This window comes from Pantoea ananatis LMG 2665 (assembly GCF_000710035.2).
Classification (GTDB): Bacteria; Pseudomonadota; Gammaproteobacteria; order Enterobacterales; family Enterobacteriaceae; genus Pantoea; species Pantoea ananatis.
In genome coordinates, this window is the sequence record NZ_JMJJ01000001.1 from 299,424 (window position 1) to 317,711 (window position 18,288).

The window sequence follows — 18,288 nt, forward strand, 5'->3', positions numbered from 1 at the left end:
CATGCAGCTTCCGCAGCATCAACAAACGACCTTCCAACTGGAGAATGCCAGCTTTCGTGTACCCGGTCGCACGCTTCTCCAGCCGCTGTCTCTCTCTTTTACACCAGGCAAAGTGACCGCACTGATAGGTCATAACGGTTCAGGCAAATCCACGCTGTTAAAAATGTTGGGGCGGCATCATGCGGCCAGCGAAGGCCGGGTGCTCCTTAACGGTCGGCCTGTAGAGAGCTTAAAAAGCAAAGTGTTTGCCCGTGAGGTCGCCTATTTACCGCAGCAGTTACCGGCTGCCGAAGGCATGACGGTGCGTGAGCTGGTGGCCATCGGGCGTTATCCCTGGCATGGGGCGCTGGGACGTTTCAGTCAGGAGGACCGGGCACGCGTTGAGCAGGCGATTTCGCTCGTCGGATTAACGCCTTTTGCCTCTCGTCTGGTAGACAGCTTATCGGGTGGGGAACGGCAACGGGCCTGGCTGGCGATGATGGTGGCGCAAAACAGCCGCTGTCTGCTGCTGGATGAACCCACTTCCGCACTGGACATTGCCCACCAGGTGGACGTGCTGGCCCTGATTCAGACGCTGAGCCGGGAGCATGGCTTAACCGTCATTACCGTATTGCATGACATCAACATGGCGGCCCGTTACTGCGACCATCTGGTGGCATTACGTGGCGGCGGGCTTATCGCGCAAGGCGGCCCGGAGCACATCATGCAGGCGGACGTTTTGCAGGATATCTATGGTATTCCAATGGGGATCTTTCCCCATCCTGGCGGCGGCGCGCCGGTGAGCTTTGTGTGTTAAGGACAGGATAATGCCCGATTTATTCCGCCGTCGCCTGATGATGGCGATGGCGTTATCGCCACTGATGAGCCCCCTTTCACTCCAGGCGGCGCAGCCCGATCCCGCTCGCATCATCGCGCTGGAGTGGTTACCCACCGAGCTGCTGTTGGCGTTAGGCGTTAAGCCCTTTGGGGTCGCCGATGTGCATAATTATAATATCTGGGTCGGGCAGCCAGCCTTGCCTGCTGGCGTGGTGGATGTTGGGCTGCGTACCGAGCCTAACCTTGAACTGATGACCCAGATGCATCCCTCCCTGATTCTCTGTTCAAACGGCTATGGACCGCCTAAAGAGAAACTCCAGCGTATTGCGCCCATTATGGGGTTTGACCTGCACGGCGGCGACGGTAAACCCTTGTCGCGCGCGCGTGTCTCGCTGCGCGCGCTCGGGGCCAGGCTGGGGCGGGAAGCTCAGGCTGAAGCGCATCTGCAATACGTGGATGCGGAAATCGCCGCAGCCCGTCAGCGTCTGGCTCCCTATGCCGGACGCGCTATCTTGCTGATGTCACTGCTTGACAGCCGCCATGCCATCACCTTCGGTAAGAACAGCTTATTCCTTGAAGTCATGGAACGGCTTGGCCTGAAGAATGCCTGGCAGGGAGAAACCAATTTCTGGGGAAGTTCAGTGATTGGCCTGGAAAGGCTGGCGGCGTTTCACGATGTCGAAGCCATCTGCTTCGACCACGACAATGCGGCCGTTATGCAGCAGCTGTCGCGCAGCCCGCTGTGGCAGGCAATGCCTTTTGTCCAAAGCGGTCATTTTCAACGCGTACCGGCGGTCTGGTACTACGGGGCAACATTGTCGGCCCTGCATTTTATACGCGTGCTGGAACATGCGCTGGAGAAGGTCTGATGCGGCATCGTTATTTTCCTGTCACCGTGCTGAGCGTCCTGTTTCTGCTCGCGCTGGCGCTCACCGCGATAAACCTTCAGCAGGCCCTGCCTCCGGGGCAGTGGACTCAGGCCTTGTGGTCACCGGATACCGCTAATGTCCAGCAGATGGTGTTTCACTACAGTTTGCTGCCGCGCTGGGCGCTGGCGCTGTTGGTGGGTGCCGGTCTGGGATTAGCGGGCTTGCTGTTTCAACAGGTACTGCGAAACCCGCTGGCGGAACCGGGAACGCTAGGGGTTTCATCCGGCGCACAGTTGGGGATCACCGTCGCCACATTGTGGCACCTGCCGGGCGGAGCACTCACCCAGCAGCTTGCCGCCTCAGGTGGTGCGTTGCTGGTGGGGGCGCTGGTCTTTAGCGTGGCCTGGAGTAAACGCTTATCGCCCGTTACCCTGATTCTGGCAGGGCTGGTCCTGAGTCTCTACAGCGGGGCGGTTAATCAGATCTTCGCCATCTTCAATCACGACCAGTTGCAAAATATGTTCTTGTGGAGCACGGGCGCATTGAACCAGATGAGCTGGGACAGCGTTACCCAGCTCTGGCCGCGCCTGGTGCTGGCGCTGATACTGTCACTGGCGCTTCTGCGGCCGCTGACGCTCATGGGGTTGGACGATGGCGTGGCAAAAAACCTCGGGCTGGCCCTGTCCGTCACCCGGTTAGCGATTCTGGCGCTGGCAATACTGCTGAGCGCACAGCTGGTGAGCGTCGCCGGCATCATTGGTTTTATCGGCCTGTTTGCGCCGCTGCTGGCAAGGCTGCTCGGTGGACGCCGCTTGCTGAGCCGCATGCTGCTGGCTCCGCTGATTGGCGCATTGCTGCTGTGGCTGGCGGATGCCTGCGTCCTGTGGCTTACGACGCACTGGCGCGAGGTTTCCACCGGCACGGTGACGGCGTTACTGGGCGTGCCGATTCTGCTCTGGCTGCTCCCGCGCCTGCGGACGGGGTCCGTTCCCCCCGCACTGGATCAGGGCGACAGCGTGCCGGTTGAACGCCATCATTTTCTGCGCTGGAGCCTGACCGGTCTGGTGGTGCTAGGCATGCTGGCCTGGCTCTGTCTGGCGTTTGGACGGGACGCGCAAGGCTGGATCTGGACCCAGGGTGACATGCTCAATGCGCTGCTTCCGTGGCGCGCACCGCGTGTGCTGGCGGCCCTGGCGGTAGGCTTAATGCTGGGCGTAGCCGGTAGCCTGATCCAGCGACTCACGGGTAACCCGATGGCCAGCCCGGAAGTCTTGGGCATCAGTTCCGGCGCGGCCTGCGGTGTGGTCGTGATGTTATTCCTGGTACCCGGTAATGCGCTGGCGTTTCTGTTGCCTGCCGGTGCGCTGGGCGCAGCGGTAACCCTGGCGATCATTATGCTGGTTGCCAGCCGTGGCGGGTTTTCACCCGAACGCATGCTGTTGGCCGGGATGGCGTTAAACAGCGCTTTTGTCACCATTCTGATGTTGTTGATGGCCAGTGGCGATCCCCGGATGTCGGGTTTACTGACCTGGATCTCCGGCTCGACCTATAACGTCAGCGCCACCCAGGCGCTGCAAAGTGCAGGCTGTGCAGTCGTGCTGGTGTCGTTAGCGCCGCTGGCCAGCCGCTGGCTCACGCTGCTGCCTTTGGGAAGCGCCACGGCGCGCTCGGCCGGCATGGCGCTCAACGCCTCGCGGCTGGCGCTGCTGCTGCTGGCCGCGGCCTTAACGGCCAGTGCCACGCTGACGATTGGGCCATTGAGCTTCGTGGGGCTGATGGCACCACACATGGCGCGCATGCTGGGGTTCCGTCGCGCGTTGCCGCAGCTGTTACTGTCGGGTGTGCTTGGAGCAGGTTTAATGATGATAGCTGACTGGTGTGGGCGAATGGTGGCGTTCCCAAACCAAATTCCGGCGGGATTGATGGCCACATTTTTAGGGGCACCCTATTTTATTTGGTTATTGCGGCGCGCTCGTTAAAAAAAGACCGGCGTTTGCCGGTCTGCATTTTTTTACAGCTTAGCGAAGCAGCGACGGGCGGCATCGACAGTGTGCTGAATGTCCTCTGCGCTGTGCGCCAGCGACATAAAGCCGGCTTCAAAGGCGGACGGCGCAAAGTAAACGCCTTCTTCAAGCATCAGGTGGAAAAAGCGCTTGAAGCGTTCAACATCGCACTGCGTCACATCTTTATAGCAGGTGACGCTGTCGGCATCGGTAAAGAACAGGCCAAACATGCCGCCAACCTGATTCACCACCACCGGAATATTTTCCTGTTTTGCCGCGTCGAGCAGTCCCTGCGCTAACTGTGAGGTCAGACGATTGAGTTTGTCATGCATGCCCGGCTGGGCAATCTGGGTTAAGCAGGCATAGCCGGCAGCCATAGCGACAGGGTTACCGGACAGCGTACCCGCCTGATAAACCGGTCCGGTCGGTGCCAGTGCCTCCATGACTTCACGACGGCCGCCAAAAGCACCCACCGGCATACCGCCACCGATGATTTTGCCGAGGCAGGTGAGATCCGGTTTGACGTTGTAGTACTCTTGCGCACCACCCAGGGCAACGCGGAAACCCGTCATCACTTCATCGATAATCAGCAGTGCGCCAAACTCATCACAGAGCGCGCGCAGGCCGGGTAAGAATTCGGGTTGGGGCGGAATACAGTTCATGTTTCCGGCCACGGGCTCGACAATAATGGCGGCGATAGCCTGCGGATACTGTTCAAACGCCGCGCGCACCGAATCCAGATCGTTATATGTGCAGGTCAGCGTATGCTTGGCAAAATCGGCGGGCACGCCCGGTGAGTTAGGCTGCCCCAGCGTCAGCGCGCCGGAACCGGCTTTCACCAGCAGATGGTCGGCATGACCGTGGTAGCACCCTTCAAACTTGATGATTTTATCGCGACCGGTAAAACCGCGCGCCAGACGAATCGCGCTCATGGTGGCTTCGGTGCCGGAGTTCACCATGCGCACCATTTCCATGCTGGGAACCAGTTTACAAACCAGCTGCGCCATGGTGACTTCCATCTCGGTTGGTGCCCCGAAGCTCAGGCCGCGCTGGGCAGCCTCAATCACGGCCTGACGAATGCCATCATTGTTATGTCCCAGCACCATCGGGCCCCATGACCCAACATAGTCGATGTACTTTTTACCGTCGGCGTCATAAAGATATGCACCGTCAGCATGCTCAATGAACAGCGGAACGCCACCCACACCGGTAAACGCCCGTACCGGCGAGTTCACACCGCCGGGGATCAGGCGTTGTGCTTCGGCGAACAGTTCTTCAGACTTACTCATTTTCGGCTCCAGCAGTTCATAAAATATCGGGCTATTCTACGGAAGAGGGGCTGCTGACGAAAGGCCGCTATAATCATCAAAGTGAATCCGGCACAGAGTGCGAAGCTGAAAGCTTGATTGCGCCGGGTCGCTGGCAGATAATAGCAATATTGAGGTCGTTTTCTGACCCGGACGTTTACGGAGTAACTCATGAGTGATGAAGTAGTAGCACTGCCGTTGCAGTTTACCGACGCAGCAGCCAAAAAAGTTAAGAATCTGATTGCTGACGAAGAGAACCCGGCACTGAAGCTGCGTGTGTATATCACTGGTGGTGGTTGCAGCGGCTTTCAGTATGGTTTTACATTCGACGATCAAATGAACGACGGCGACATGACCATTGAAAAGCAGGGCGTCTCGCTGGTGGTTGATCCCATGAGCCTGCAGTATCTGGTGGGCGGTTCTGTGGATTACACGGAAGGGCTGGAAGGATCGCGCTTTATCGTCACCAACCCTAACGCCAAAACCACCTGTGGCTGCGGGTCGTCATTCAGTATCTGATTATCGGGCCGCCTCAGCGGGCGGCCTCGGCTACCATTCAACCGTCACCAGACGATCGTTCGTCCCGCTGCTTCCCTGTCGCTTTAACACCGTTTGTGTCACGCGCGGCTGTGCGTTTATCTGACGACCGCACTCAACCTGCGGCACAGACTGACCCATTGAACGGTTAACTTCACAACGTGAATAGATGACGAGTCTGACGTTAATAGAGCCGGTCGTCGATCCCGCGTAGGCCTGCTGCGCGATCAGAAGCCCTATGGCCAGAAGCGGTGCTTTGGTCATATTTAAATTCCTGGTGTAGTCGAATGCGCTAAGCGCTAAAACGGACATCGGGCATACGTGGCACGTGTCTCATACTTAAAATTAACGGCAGTCAGGGTGATTTCTTTAGTTGACGGTGTAACGCATGCAGAACCGACAGCATTATTTAACCGGGTGCAGGCCTTTACACAGTTGGTCGGCGGCTAACAGGATGCGCGGTCCCGGACGGCTGAGCCAGTCGTCGTTAATGGCAATCACGCTGACGTTAAGCTGCGGTCGCCAGAACTGCGCCGTGTGACTCGCCTGCTGTGCATCACCTGTTGTGACGATGACCTGGGGATGGCGCATCAGCACCTGTTCCCGGCTCACCTGGGGCCAGCTCACCGCACTGTCGGCAAAGATATTCTGCCCGCCACACAGCCTGATGATATCGTTTTGCAGCGTCGCCTTAGCCGCGGTAAACATGGGCGAAAAGCCAAACTGCAGAAAGACGGGAACGGGATGTTGTGTGTGGTAGCGCTCCCGCAAAGCCGCTTCCTGCTGGCGCAGCTCCCCGGCGGCTTGTGCGGCACGTTGCGGAGCTGGACTCCACTTTGCTAATCCTGCCAGTGCATCAATCATGCCATCCAGCGTTGCGGCATTGACCCATTCAACCTTAATACCCAACTGCTGCAGCTGGTCTACCTGACGCTGCGGATTGCCGCCGCGCCACGCCAACACCACATCGGGTTTAAGCTGCAAAATACGTTCAAGATTGATGCCCTGCCAGTTAGCGACCTGTTCAATGTTTTTTGCTTCAGGCGGATAGCTGGACCAGGCGCTGACCGCAATCGGGGTAATACCTGCGGCAAAGGCGAGCTCAGTCAGATGGGGAGCAAGGGTGATGACGCGGGGTGGGGCAGCATACAGGCTGCTGCTCAACAGCAGCAGCCAGCACAACAACAGCCATTTAGCCACGAGCCAGACGGGCCAGCAAATTTTCAACCATCAGTGACGACTGGCTGGCCGCGACGCTCAGAAACTCGTCAAAACTCAGGTGTGATTCCTTATCGGCCACGTCGGAAATCGCTCTGACGACCACAAAAGGCACCTGGAACTGATGACAGACATGGCCGATGGCGGTCGCTTCCATTTCAACCGCAATAGCCTGTGGGAAAGTCGCCCGGATGCGCGCCAGGGGCTCAGCCCCGTTGATAAACGCATCGCCGCTCACCACCAGGCCGCGAACCGCGTTCAGGTTGAGCTGCTTAATGCAGGCTTCCGCCTCGGCAATCAGGGTGCTGTCAGCCGTAAAGGCAGCCGGACAACCTGCCATCTGGCCCGGCTCATAGCCAAACGCGGTCACATCGGCATCGTGATAGCGCACTTCTTCTGACACCACGATGTCACCTACGGCTAACGTCGGGGCTAAACCGCCTGCGGAACCGGTATTAATAACGAGATCGGGTTTACACAGCTGCAGCAACAGCGTGGTGCCAAGGGCTGCCGAGGTTTTACCAATGCCTGATTTCAGCAAGGCAACGTCAACACCATTGAGTGTGCCAGTGTAAATTTCACAGCCCGCCAGAGACAGAGTCTGACGATTTTCAATTTTGTCACGCAGCAGGGTCACTTCCTGCTCCATTGCGCCAATGATGCCTGCTTTCATTTTGCGTCTCGCTAATGTAATGAATGTAAAAATCGGGCATAGTCTATCATGGCACTGACGGGATCATTTCACGAAAAAATAAGGGGACAGGTATGGCGGCGATCAATTTCAGGAAGAAGATCAGCTTCACTCGCCCTTATAGCAACCGTAAAGATCCGCAAGGTGAATATTTTATTACCCGCCATTTTGAAAGCGATCGTGGACGCATCATTAATTCGGCGGCCATTCGCCGACTGCAACAAAAAACCCAGGTCTTTCCGCTTGAGCGCAACGCCGCCGTCCGTTCACGCCTGACGCATTCGCTTGAAGTGCAGCAAACCGGTCGATATATCAGCAAAGAGATTCTGCAAACCTTAAAAATGCAGGGTGGGCTGGCAAAATATGGACTGGACGACATGGAAGGGGCCTTTGAAAGTCTGGTCGAAATGGCGTGTCTGTTGCATGACGTCGGGAATCCTCCGTTCGGGCATTTTGGCGAAGCTGCCATTAACGACTGGTTTGAAGATAATCTGGCTGCCGAACTGGTCGATCCGCTGGTGGCTGGCGTCGAAAGCGAAGAGCAGCGCCAGTCCTTTGATCAAATGAACGCTATGATTCGTCAGGATTTATGCCATTTTGAAGGCAATGCCCAGGCGATCCGTATGGTGCACACCTTGCTGCAGCTCAACCTGAGCTACTCTCAGGTGGCCTGTATTCTTAAATATACCGCGCCGGCATGGTGGCAGGGTGAGAAACCGGCCGAATTTAGCGTATTAATGAAAAAGCCGGGCTTTTATTTGTCTGAGCGGGAATATATCAGCGATCTCCGTGCCGCGACGCATCTGAAGGAGCATCATCGCTTCCCGCTGACCTATATCATGGAAGCGGCTGATGACATTTCATATTGTATTGCCGATTTGGATGACGCCGTCGAAAAAGCCATTTTCAATGTCGACAGTTTGTATGAATTCCTCAGCAAAGCCTGGGGGCCAATAAATAACAATGATGCGTTCAGCCGTACCGTAGGTGAGGCCTGGCGCGAAGCAGGAAGTAAAAAACGCCGCAGCCGAAGCGATCAATTTTTCATGTCCCTCCGGGTTAATGTTCAGAATGTTCTGGTCACCTATGCCGTTAAACGTTTTATCGACAATCTGCCCGCTATTTTTGACGGAAACTTCAACCATGCATTATTAGAAGACGGCGGCGAAGAGGGGCGTTTATTACAAATATTTAAAACTGTAGCACGGCAGCAGGTGTTTAATCATTCCGAAGTTGAACAGCTGGAGCTGCAGGGTTATCGCGTCATAAAGGGGTTGCTTGAAATATACCAACCGTTAATGATGTTGAATTATGAAGACTTTACTACACTGATAAATGAAGATTTTTTGCGCAACCATCCGATTGAGACACGTCTTTTCCATAAACTTTCCGGAAAGCACAGAAAAGCCTATCTGTATAAAATGCGCACGCTGGTTGTTGAACACAAATATGAGCGTTTGTTATGGGAACGTTATTATCGCTTTCGTCTGATTCAGGATTACATTAGCGGCATGACCGATCTCTATGCCTGGGATGAGTACCGTCGTTTGATGGCGGTGGAATAAGCAGAGAATTGTAAAGAGCGCGAATAAATTTTTACCTTTGCCTAAAACTTTTCGAGGAACTTCGCGCTAAAACATTTATCTCAACATTCGACCACAGCAATGGTCAGTATATCCATCATTGTGAGATACCAAAATGAAAAAAACCTCGTTAATGTTAAGCGCTCTGGCGCTTAGTCTTGGCATGGCACTGACCCCTATGAGTGCTTTCGCTGCGGAGACATCCTCTTCCGTTTCATCTTCCCCAAGCCAGCCGTTGCCAAGCCTTGCCCCCATGCTGGAGAAGGTGATGCCTTCCGTTGTGAGCATCAGCGTGGAAGGCAGTACAACGGTCAAAACGCCGCGTATGCCGCAGCAGTTCCAGCAATTTTTTGGCGATAATTCGCCTTTCTGTCAGGACGGTTCTCCGTTCATGGGCTCGCCGCTGTGCCAGGGCGCGGGCGGGAGCGGCGGCGGTGCGCCTGCAGGCCCGGATACGCAGCAGCAAAAATTCAGAGCGCTGGGTTCTGGCGTGATCATTAACGCAGAAAAAGGCTATGTGGTAACCAACAACCATGTGGTCAACGATGCGACGAAAATTCAGGTCAAACTGAGCGATGGTCGTAGCTACGACGCCAAAGTCATCGGCAAAGATCCCAGCTCGGATATAGCGCTGATTCAGCTGGAAGGCGCGAAAAATCTGACCGCCATTAAAATGGCTGACTCCGATAATTTGCGCGTTGGCGATTATACCGTAGCAATCGGTAATCCCTATGGTCTGGGCGAAACCGTAACCTCGGGCATCGTGTCGGCGTTGGGACGCAGCGGCCTCAACGTTGAAAACTACGAAAACTTTATCCAGACCGATGCCGCGATTAACCGCGGTAACTCGGGTGGCGCGCTGGTGAACCTCAACGGTGAGCTGATTGGTATTAACACCGCGATTCTGGCCCCAGACGGCGGCAACATTGGTATTGGTTTTGCCATCCCCAGCAACATGGTGAAAAACCTGACCGCACAGATGGTGGAGTATGGTCAGGTGAAACGCGGTGAGCTGGGTATCATGGGAACAGAGCTCAACTCTGAACTGGCTAAAGCGATGAAGGTCGATGCGCAGCGCGGCGCCTTTGTTAGTCAGGTCGTGCCCAATTCCGCAGCAGCGAAAGGCGGTATTAAAGCGGGTGACGTGATCGTTTCTATGAACGGCAAGCCGCTCACCAGCTTTGCCTCGCTGCGCGCTGAAGTCGGCTCTTTACCGGTAGGCACGACGCTGAAGCTTGGCCTGCTGCGTGATGGCAAACCGCTGGATGTCTCCGTGCAGCTGCAGCAGAGCACCCAGGACAAAGTGCAGTCCGCTACGATTTACACCGGCATTGAAGGTGCAGATCTGAGTAATAACGCAGGCAAAGAGAAAGGCGTGCGGGTCGATAGCGTGAAAGCGGGCAGTGCGGCGGCAAGAGTGGGTCTGAAAAAAGGCGACCTGATTCTTGGCGTCAACCAGCAGCCAGTAACCAACTTAGGGGAACTACGCAAGATCCTCGATACCAAACCACCGGTACTGGCGCTGAATGTGCAACGTGGCGACACATCGCTCTACCTGCTGATGCAGTAATCACTGCTTGATGCTTATCAGGCGGACTTCGGTCCGCCTTTTTTATGGCACAGATCACAAATGTGATGCCTGCCGCATTTCTGCCAAAGCCGGCGCGGCTATGGGCGAATGCATAATGTTCTCCGCGTGTCACACGGCTATTCTGTCCTTCCTCTCATATGACTCAGGAGATAAGGATGGCTACCTGTCATCTCGACGCGCGGCTGGCGCAGGAAATTGTTGCGCGCACCATGAAAATCATTGATGGCAATGTCAACGTGATGGATGCGCGTGGGCGAATCATTGGCAGTGGTGACAGGGAGCGCATCGGGGAGTTGCATGAGGGCGCGCTGTTGGTGTTGTCTCAGGGGCGCATCGTGGATATCGACGATGCTGTGGCAAAACATCTGCACGGCGTGCGGCCAGGCATCAACCTTCCGCTACGTATTGACGGGGCGATCGTGGGCGTCATTGGCCTGACAGGCGAGCCGGGCGCACTGCGTCACTATGGCGAATTAGTCTGTATGGCGGCAGAGATGATGCTGGAGCAGGCCCGACTATTACATATGCTGGCTCAGGACAGCCGACTGCGTGAAGAGCTGGTGCTCAACCTGATAAGAAGTGATGCGCTGACGCCACAGCTGACAGAGTGGGCACAGCGCCTGGGGATCGATCTTAATCAGCCCCGCGTGGTGGCGGTGATCGAAGTCGACAGCGGGCAGTTAGGCGTGGACAGCGCCATGTCTGAATTACAGCAGCTGCAAACCTTACTCACCACCCCCGTTCGGGATAACCTGATAGCCATTGTGTCGCTAACCGAAATGGTCGTACTGAAACCGGCATTAAACACACACGGACGTTACGACCGTCACGATCATCGCAAGCGGGTTGAGCAACTGATGCAGCGAATGAACGAAAGCGGTCATCTGCGCATGCGTATTGCGCTGGGCAACTTCTTTACCGGTCCGGGCAGCATCGCCCGCTCTTACCGCACTGCGCGCACCACCATGGCCGTTGGAAAGCAGCGCATGCCAGACGTCCGCAGCTATTTTTATCAGGATCTGATGCTGCCGGTATTACTGGACAGTTTACGCGGTGGCTGGCAGGCGAACGAGCTGGCACGTCCGCTGGAAAAACTGAAAAGCATGGACAGCAACGGTTTACTGCGCCGGACCTTAAGCGCCTGGTTCAGCAATAACGTCCAGCCCGGCGCAACATCACGCGCGCTGTTTATTCATCGTAATACGCTGGAGTATCGACTGAATCGGATCGCTGAGTTAACCGGACTGAACCTTGGTCATTTTGACGATCGATTACTGCTGTATATTGCGTTACAGCTGGATGAGCAGGGCTGATGACGCTGCTTATGAAACCATGAGGACGCCCGATGCGTATATTGCCCGCCATACTTTGCCTGCTAATCGTTACGTTTACCTGCCAGGCACGGCCTGACAGCCTGATTTTTCTCTCTACTGATGCCCTGATGAATACCCGGCAGGCTTTGCAGAATCATCAGGCGAGCACACTGACGGAACAGGCCTGGCGTCAGCTGCAACATCAGGCAGAAAAGGCGCTCAGCCAGCCCGATCCCAGCGTGATGGATAAGGGGCTGATGCCGCCCAGCGGATCGCGGCATGACTATCTGAGCCTGAGCGCCTACTGGTGGCCGGACGGAAAGCAGAAAACGGGGTTGCCCTGGATTCGTCGGGATGGTGAGATTAATCCCGACACGAAAAATAACCAAACCGACGGCGTGCGGCTGGCGCGCTTTAGCGCAGATGTACAGACACTCTCGCTGGCCTGGTTCTTTTCTGGCGATGCACGCTATGCCAGCAAAGCACAATCGATGATCCGCCACTGGTTTATCGATCCTGCCAGCCGTATGAATCCAAACCTGAATTATGCCCAGGGGATTCCAGGCAGGACGCCTGGCCGTCATGATGGCGTACTGGATGGGCGCTATTTTGCGACCCGCATTGTTGATGCGCTGGTGCTGTTGCGCCAGTCACCCGGCTGGCGCGACAGCGACGAGGCGGCGTTACATCGCTGGTTCAGTGACTATCTTAGCTGGCTGCAGACCAGCCAGCTGGCGCAACAGGAGCGGGATGCCCCAAATAATCATGGCAGCTGGTACAGCGTACAGGTTGCCGGTATTGCCGCTTACCTGGGCAAAAACACGGTGATCGCTGATATGTCGGCGCTGGCCAAACGAAAAATTGATGGGCAAATACAGAAAGAGGGGACTCAGCCACTTGAGCTGGCGCGAACCCGCTCCTTTCATTACAGCGTCTTTAATTTGCAGGCGCTAACCGCTATCGCGGCGTTAGCTTCTCAGCGTGGGCTGGACGATCTCTGGCACTATCAAAACAAGCAGGGTGGCTCGCTACTGGCGGCGCTGGATTATATGGCGCCCTTTAGCGATCCATCACGCCGCTGGCCGTGGAAAACCCGCGAACGCCAAAGCGAGCGGTTAATCCCCTTACTGCTGTTGGCTGACGTCACACTTAAGTCAGAACGTTACCAATCCTGGATTGATCGTCCTGAATGGCGTACCGGCTCAGCAGAGGTGCTACGTGATGTGGTGTTACTCAGGCGATAGCCGCGCAGATTGCCAATAAAAAAGGCCAGACGCGTCAAGTGAATCACACTTAATGCGGCTGGCCTGATGTAAATCTGAAATAATTAACGGCCGCTGCGGGTCAGTTTTTCCAGATCGGATTCAATTTCGGCGATTTTATGGGAAACGACGCCTTCAAGATGACGCAGATCATCAAGGATTTTACGTTTCAGATCGACTTCCACCTGATCGCGCTGGCAGATCTGATCCAGTTCATCGATCACATAACGCAGGTTCGGGCTGATTTCCTGCACTTCGCGATAGCCTTGTGACGCGTTATCAGCAACGACGGTCTTGCGCTGGCGAGGATATTTAAATTTCACGCTTTTGGCGAAAAATTCACCTTTATCTTTGCGGAAATAAATTTTCAAAATATCGTTATTCGCTTCCTGACGCAGGCTGTAGCGATCGATATCGTCAGGGTTACTAATGCCTAAGCTCTTAATATTGTCATACATAATTATTTTCCACCAAATGATAGGCGCGCAGAATTGTTCATGACTTAATGACTATAGACATAAATAACATGAATCAGTGCGCAACAGGATTTAACTGGCGCGAATTATGACCTGGATGAAAAGTAAACGCACCTGTTGGTTCGTGTAGAAAAACAACATTACCCGTAACAGCTGTAAACAAAAGATGACGGGCTGCCGTACAGCCCGTCCGACAGATTAGTCGATCGTACGCAGCAGTTCATTGATGCCGGTTTTCGCCAGCGTTTTCGCATCAACTTTTTTCACAATCACTGCGCAGTAAAGGCTGTAGCTGCCATCTTTAGACGGCAGGTTACCGGATACCACGACCGAGCCGGCAGGCACGCGACCGTAGTGGATTTCGCCGGTTTCACGGTCATAAATTTTGGTGCTCTGACCGATATAAACACCCATTGAAATCACGGAGCCTTCTTCAACGATCACGCCTTCAACGATTTCAGAACGTGCGCCAATAAAGCAGTTATCTTCAATGATGGTGGGGTTGGCCTGCAGCGGCTCAAGTACGCCACCGATTCCTACACCACCGGATAAATGTACGTTTTTACCAATCTGCGCACAGGAACCGACGGTTGCCCAGGTATCAACCATTGTGCCTTCGTCCACAAAGGCGCCGATGTTCACGTAGGAAGGCATCAGAACCGTGTTGCGCGCAATAAAAGCCCCTTTGCGAACGGCTGCGGGCGGCACCACGCGGAAGCCGGCTTCTTTGAAGCGCGCATCGTCCCAGTCGGCAAACTTCATCGGCACTTTGTCGTAAAAACGGGTTTCAGCCCCTTCCATCACCTGATTGTCATTAATGCGGAAAGAGAGCAGAACGGCTTTTTTCAGCCACTGATGCGTTACCCATTCGCCGTCGATTTTTTCAGAAACGCGCAGTTCACCACTGTCCAGTTTGGCGATAACCTGATTGATCGCCTCGCGGGTTTCAGTATCCACACTGGTCGGGGTGATGTCGGCGCGACGTTCGAAGGCAGATTCAATAACACTCTGTAACTGTTGCATATTTTTTCCTGATCTGTCATTTGTGGTGCCAGCCAGTGACCGGCACGGGTAAAAAGTTAATGTTCACAAATTGAAGCGGGTCACACTTTATCGTTTGGATTAAGGGCTTCTGTCAACCGTTGTTGCAACGTCTGACGCATTTCCTCATCCAGTGCCTTGCGTTCGCTATTGGCTAAAATAAACAAATCTTCCACGCGCTCGCCAATGGTGCTGATGCGCGCACCATGCAGAGAGACGCCGAGATCGGCAAACACTTCCCCCACGCGCGCCAGTAAACCGGGCTGATCCAGGGCTACCAGCTCCAGATAACTGCGGCGATCGGTGTGAGTTGGCAGGAAATTCACTTCGGTATCCACGCTAAAGTGCTTAAGCCTGGCGGCCTGACGGCGGGTGCGCGGTGGCACCCACTCTCTCTGGGTTATCGCCTGCTCCAGCGCCTGAATGATCATCGCATGACGATCGGGCGACAGGGGACTGCCATCCGGCTCCAGTACAATAAAGGTATCCATCGCCATGCCATCGCGGCTGGTAAAAATTTGCGCATCATGCACGCTGAGGTTGCGACGATCCAGCTCTCCTGCCACGGCGGCGAACAGGTGCGGGCGATCGGGACTCCAGATAAAAATTTCGGTCCCGCCGCGCGTTGCCTGCGGGCTGACCAGCACCAGCGGTTGATTAAGATCGTGCCCCAGCAAGTGGCGGGCATGCCAGGCAATCTGGTTGGGCGTATGGCGCAGAAAATAGTCGGCGCGACAGCGATTCCAGATGTGATGTAACCGCTCTTCATTGATGTTGTCCATACGCAGCAGCGCCAGCGCCTGCAGGCGGTGATGACGTACGCGTTCCCGCAGATCCGGACTGTTTTCCATGCCGCGACGCAGCTGTTTTTCGGTGGCGAAGAACAACTCTCGCAGCAGACTTTGCTTCCAGCTGTTCCACAGGCTCTCATTGGTGGCACAGATATCAGCCACCGTCAGGCACACCAGATAACGCAGTCGGTTTTCGTTCTGCATGACCTCGGCAAACTGCTGAATCACCGTGGGGTCCTGAATATCACGACGCTGCGCGGTCACGGACATTAACAGATGATGCCGTACCAGCCATGCGACAAGCTGCGTTTCACGCGAGTTAAGGCCGTGCATCTCGGCGAACTCCAGCGCATCCTGCGCGCCAAGAACGGAGTGATCGCCGTTACGTCCTTTCGCAATGTCATGCAGCAGCGCCGCCATCAGCAGTAACTCTTGCTGAGGCAGGCGCGGCCAGAGTTCAACGCATAAAGGATGTTGTGGACGCGTCGCTTCGTTGGCAAAACTTTCCAGCTTCTGAAGAACCCGAATGGTGTGCTCATCCACGGTATAGGCGTGGAACAGGTCAAACTGCATCTGCCCAACGATCTGACCCCAGAGCGGCGTATAGGCCCAGAGTACGCTATGGCGATGCATCGGAACTAATGCCCGACTGACCGCACCGGGATGACGCAGGATCGACATAAACAGACGGCGTGCTTCAGGCAACTGACAGAGCGGCTGCTTAAGATGGCGACGTGTGTGGCGCAGGCGGCGCAGCGTGGTCGAATAGATCCCTTTGATGTTGTCATTGCGCACCATGACGTAAAACATGCGCATTATCGCCTGAGGCTCCCGATCAAACAGTGTTTCATCGCGCAGATCGATCAGGTTACCCCGTAGCTGAAAGTCATCATCAATAGCGCAGGGTTTTTCATTGGTAGAGAGGGCCAGAATGGCTTCATCGAACAACTGCAGCAGCATCTGGTTCAGTTCGCTGATACGACGCGTGACGCGATAAAAATCCTTCATCATGCGTTCAACCGGCTCGTTGCCTTCGCCCTGATACTGAAGGCGCTGGGCAACGCTAAGCTGGCGATCGAACAGTAGCCGGTTGTCGTAACGCGGCAGCAACAGATGCAGCGCAAACCGAATCCGCCAGAGAAAGGCCTGGCATTCATTCAGTTCGGCGCGTTCGGCGTCGGTCAGAAAGCCAAAGCCCACCATCTCGTCGAGCGTTGTCGCGCCAAAGTGTCGTCGCGCAACCCACTGTAACGTATGAATATCACGTAAACCGCCCGGGCTGCTTTTAATATCCGGTTCCAGGTTGTAGCTGGTACCGTGATAGCGCGTATGACGCTCTTGTTGCTCTTCAATTTTGGCGGCAAAAAAGCGGGACGACGGCCAGAAGCCATCGCTAAAGACATTTTTCTGCAGTTCGAGGAATAGCGCGACATCACCGGCCAGCATCCGCGCTTCAATCAGGTTGGTCGCCACCGTCAGGTCGGATAGGCCTTCCAGCAGGCACTCTTCCAGGCTACGCACGCTGTGGCCCACTTCCAGTTTGAGATCCCACATCAGCGTCAGCAGCGTGCTGGCGCTTTGAGCGGCCTCTTCGTTAAGCGGCTGGCGGCTGAGAATCAATATGTCAATATCGGAAAGCGGGTGAAGCTCACCCCGACCATAACCCCCGACAGCAACCAGAGCGATGGATTTCATCCTGTCGAAGCCAAAGTAACGCCACAGGCGACGCAGAAGGCGATCGATAAACAGGGTTCGGGCATGAATCAGATTCTCTGCCGCCTCACCGCTATCAAAGGCCGCCGCCAGGTGCTGTTGAAAGCACTCCAGGCGCTGCTTGAGTATTTCACGTGATAGCTGATCGTCCTGCCACTCGCCAGGCGAATCATTCAGACCGTTTTTCACTTCTTGCGACAGGCTCATGCAGCGTTCTCATCAGTAACCATAAAAAAACCGGCAGAGCGCCGGCCTTTTATCAGGGGAGGAATTACGCCTGGTTAACTAACACCGCGGGAAGGGTGTCGTCTTTACGCAGGGTTAAAATCTCACAGCCGTTATCCGTCACCACAATAGTATGCTCGTACTGCGCCGACAAGCTGCGATCTTTGGTTTTCACCGTCCAGCCGTCTTTCATGGTACGAATGCGATAATCACCGGCGTTCACCATCGGTTCCACGGTAAAGGTCATGCCGGCCTGCAGGACGACACCGCTGTCGTCTGCATCGTAGTGCAGAACCTGTGGCTCTTCATGAAAGCCCTTGCCGATGCCATGACCGCAGTATTCACGCACCACTGAGAAGTCATTCGCTTCAACATATTTCTGGATAGCGCGGCCCAGCTCGCGCAGGCGAATACCCGGCTTCACCAGACGCAGTGATAAATAAAGGCTTTCCTGAGTCACGCGGCACAGGCGCTCACCTTGGATCGTCGGCTTGCCGACGATAAACATTTTCGAGGTATCGCCGTGGTACTCGTCTTTAATCACGGTCACGTCGATGTTAACGATGTCGCCATCTTTCAACGGACGATCGTCGCTCGGAATACCGTGACAGACCACTTCATTTACCGAGATGCAGACGGATTTCGGAAAACCGTGGTAACCCAGGCAGGCAGAAATCGCCTGCTGATGCTGCGTAATGTGTTCGTGGCAGAGACGATCCAGTTCACCCGTGGTCACGCCAGGCTGCACATGGGGTTCGATCATTTCTAACACTTCGGCGGCGAGGCGGCCAGCGACGCGCATTTTTTCGATTTCTTCGGGGGTTTTAATTGAAATTGCCATTAAATTATTCC

General features: G+C 55.3%; 16 protein-coding genes. 8 read left to right on the forward strand and 8 right to left on the reverse strand.

Features of this window, described 5'->3' with window-relative positions; all coding sequences use genetic code 11:
• Position 1: 1 nt before the first annotated feature.
• From fhuC to fhuB, 3 genes are read left to right on the forward strand one after another with little or no spacing between them, the layout of a single operon-like run.
• Entirely contained in the window at positions 2-796 is a 795-nt protein-coding gene (gene fhuC / locus EL29_RS01285; RefSeq protein ID WP_014606558.1) for a Fe3+-hydroxamate ABC transporter ATP-binding protein FhuC, read from the forward strand.
• A 10-nt stretch (positions 797-806) separates the two neighbouring features.
• Positions 807-1,685, forward strand: coding sequence for a Fe(3+)-hydroxamate ABC transporter substrate-binding protein FhuD (fhuD, locus tag EL29_RS01290; protein ID WP_028714829.1), 879 nt, complete (start codon positions 807-809; stop codon positions 1,683-1,685).
• Complete coding sequence (gene fhuB, locus EL29_RS01295; protein ID WP_029571396.1) at positions 1,685-3,664, forward strand: Fe(3+)-hydroxamate ABC transporter permease FhuB; 1,980 nt, start codon at positions 1,685-1,687, stop codon at positions 3,662-3,664. Before fhuD ends, fhuB begins: the two co-directional genes overlap by 1 nt.
• 32 nt (positions 3,665-3,696) lie before the next feature.
• On the opposite strand, the gene hemL is transcribed toward fhuB, so the two are convergent.
• Positions 3,697-4,977: a glutamate-1-semialdehyde 2,1-aminomutase gene (gene hemL, locus EL29_RS01300; RefSeq protein WP_014592952.1), complete on the reverse strand. Its 1,281-nt coding sequence runs from the start codon at positions 4,975-4,977 to the stop codon at positions 3,697-3,699.
• A gap of 189 nt (positions 4,978-5,166) precedes the next feature.
• Here hemL and erpA point away from each other — a divergent pair, with 189 nt between their 5' ends.
• Positions 5,167-5,514, forward strand: a complete 348-nt coding sequence (gene erpA / locus EL29_RS01305; RefSeq protein ID WP_013024674.1) for an iron-sulfur cluster insertion protein ErpA — start codon at positions 5,167-5,169, stop codon at positions 5,512-5,514.
• 30 nt (positions 5,515-5,544) lie between these two features.
• Here the strand turns inward: erpA and EL29_RS01310 are convergent, their stop codons facing one another.
• The 3 genes from EL29_RS01310 to mtnN form a co-directional block, all read right to left on the reverse strand.
• Positions 5,545-5,796, reverse strand: a complete 252-nt coding sequence (locus tag EL29_RS01310; protein ID WP_014606555.1) for a hypothetical protein — start codon at positions 5,794-5,796, stop codon at positions 5,545-5,547.
• A 141-nt stretch (positions 5,797-5,937) separates the two neighbouring features.
• The gene (gene btuF, locus EL29_RS01315) at positions 5,938-6,732 is read right to left on the reverse strand and encodes a vitamin B12 ABC transporter substrate-binding protein BtuF (protein WP_028714830.1); all 795 of its coding nucleotides are present in this window, start codon (positions 6,730-6,732) and stop codon (positions 5,938-5,940) included.
• Positions 6,725-7,423 carry a 5'-methylthioadenosine/S-adenosylhomocysteine nucleosidase gene (mtnN, locus tag EL29_RS01320; RefSeq protein WP_013024677.1) on the reverse strand — a complete coding sequence of 233 codons (699 nt, stop codon included), beginning with the start codon at positions 7,421-7,423 and terminating at the stop codon, positions 6,725-6,727. The genes btuF and mtnN overlap by 8 nt, the downstream gene beginning before the upstream one ends.
• 92 nt (positions 7,424-7,515) lie before the next feature.
• Between mtnN and dgt the strand changes: the two genes are divergently transcribed.
• The 4 genes from dgt (at position 7,516) to EL29_RS01340 (ending at position 13,172) form a co-directional block, all read left to right on the forward strand.
• Positions 7,516-9,006 (forward strand): dGTPase, encoded by a 1,491-nt coding sequence (gene dgt, locus EL29_RS01325; protein WP_028714831.1) that lies wholly within the window; start codon positions 7,516-7,518, stop codon positions 9,004-9,006.
• A 133-nt stretch (positions 9,007-9,139) separates the two neighbouring features.
• On the forward strand, positions 9,140-10,594 hold the full coding sequence (gene degP / locus EL29_RS01330) for a serine endoprotease DegP (protein ID WP_028714832.1): 1,455 nt from the start codon (positions 9,140-9,142) through the stop codon (positions 10,592-10,594).
• A gap of 176 nt (positions 10,595-10,770) precedes the next feature.
• Positions 10,771-11,928: a CdaR family transcriptional regulator gene (locus tag EL29_RS01335; RefSeq protein ID WP_014606551.1), complete on the forward strand. Its 1,158-nt coding sequence runs from the start codon at positions 10,771-10,773 to the stop codon at positions 11,926-11,928.
• A gap of 32 nt (positions 11,929-11,960) precedes the next feature.
• Positions 11,961-13,172, forward strand: a complete 1,212-nt coding sequence (locus tag EL29_RS01340) for an alginate lyase family protein (RefSeq protein WP_014592956.1) — start codon at positions 11,961-11,963, stop codon at positions 13,170-13,172.
• A gap of 83 nt (positions 13,173-13,255) precedes the next feature.
• On the opposite strand, the gene EL29_RS01345 is transcribed toward EL29_RS01340, so the two are convergent.
• From EL29_RS01345 to map, 4 genes are all read right to left on the reverse strand, one after another.
• Positions 13,256-13,648, reverse strand: coding sequence for a DUF3461 family protein (locus EL29_RS01345; protein ID WP_006117754.1), 393 nt, complete (start codon positions 13,646-13,648; stop codon positions 13,256-13,258).
• Between the two features lie 216 nt (positions 13,649-13,864).
• Complete coding sequence (gene dapD, locus EL29_RS01350; protein WP_014592957.1) at positions 13,865-14,689, reverse strand: 2,3,4,5-tetrahydropyridine-2,6-dicarboxylate N-succinyltransferase; 825 nt, start codon at positions 14,687-14,689, stop codon at positions 13,865-13,867.
• An 80-nt stretch (positions 14,690-14,769) separates the two neighbouring features.
• On the reverse strand, positions 14,770-17,418 hold the full coding sequence (glnD, locus tag EL29_RS01355; RefSeq protein WP_028714833.1) for a bifunctional uridylyltransferase/uridylyl-removing protein GlnD: 2,649 nt from the start codon (positions 17,416-17,418) through the stop codon (positions 14,770-14,772).
• 64 nt (positions 17,419-17,482) lie between these two features.
• Complete coding sequence (map, locus tag EL29_RS01360; RefSeq protein ID WP_013024684.1) at positions 17,483-18,277, reverse strand: type I methionyl aminopeptidase; 795 nt, start codon at positions 18,275-18,277, stop codon at positions 17,483-17,485.
• Positions 18,278-18,288: the final 11 nt, after the last annotated feature.

Bases quoted from the DNA above. Each gene is read 5' to 3' on its own strand.
- degP (WP_028714832.1), top strand. From the start codon at position 9,140: ATGAAAAAAACCTCGTTAATGTTAAGCGCTCTGGCGCTTAGTCTTGGC.
- EL29_RS01310 (WP_014606555.1), bottom strand. From the start codon at position 5,796: ATGACCAAAGCACCGCTTCTGGCCATAGGGCTTCTGATCGCGCAGCAG.
- mtnN (WP_013024677.1), bottom strand. From the start codon at position 7,423: ATGAAAGCAGGCATCATTGGCGCAATGGAGCAGGAAGTGACCCTGCTG.
- dgt (WP_028714831.1), top strand. From the start codon at position 7,516: ATGGCGGCGATCAATTTCAGGAAGAAGATCAGCTTCACTCGCCCTTAT.
- map (WP_013024684.1), bottom strand. From the start codon at position 18,277: ATGGCAATTTCAATTAAAACCCCCGAAGAAATCGAAAAAATGCGCGTC.
- fhuC (WP_014606558.1), top strand. From the start codon at position 2: ATGCAGCTTCCGCAGCATCAACAAACGACCTTCCAACTGGAGAATGCC.
- EL29_RS01335 (WP_014606551.1), top strand. From the start codon at position 10,771: ATGGCTACCTGTCATCTCGACGCGCGGCTGGCGCAGGAAATTGTTGCG.
- EL29_RS01345 (WP_006117754.1), bottom strand. From the start codon at position 13,648: ATGTATGACAATATTAAGAGCTTAGGCATTAGTAACCCTGACGATATC.
- fhuD (WP_028714829.1), top strand. From the start codon at position 807: ATGCCCGATTTATTCCGCCGTCGCCTGATGATGGCGATGGCGTTATCG.
- EL29_RS01340 (WP_014592956.1), top strand. From the start codon at position 11,961: ATGCGTATATTGCCCGCCATACTTTGCCTGCTAATCGTTACGTTTACC.
- fhuB (WP_029571396.1), top strand. From the start codon at position 1,685: ATGCGGCATCGTTATTTTCCTGTCACCGTGCTGAGCGTCCTGTTTCTG.
- dapD (WP_014592957.1), bottom strand. From the start codon at position 14,689: ATGCAACAGTTACAGAGTGTTATTGAATCTGCCTTCGAACGTCGCGCC.
- hemL (WP_014592952.1), bottom strand. From the start codon at position 4,977: ATGAGTAAGTCTGAAGAACTGTTCGCCGAAGCACAACGCCTGATCCCC.
- glnD (WP_028714833.1), bottom strand. From the start codon at position 17,418: ATGAGCCTGTCGCAAGAAGTGAAAAACGGTCTGAATGATTCGCCTGGC.
- erpA (WP_013024674.1), top strand. From the start codon at position 5,167: ATGAGTGATGAAGTAGTAGCACTGCCGTTGCAGTTTACCGACGCAGCA.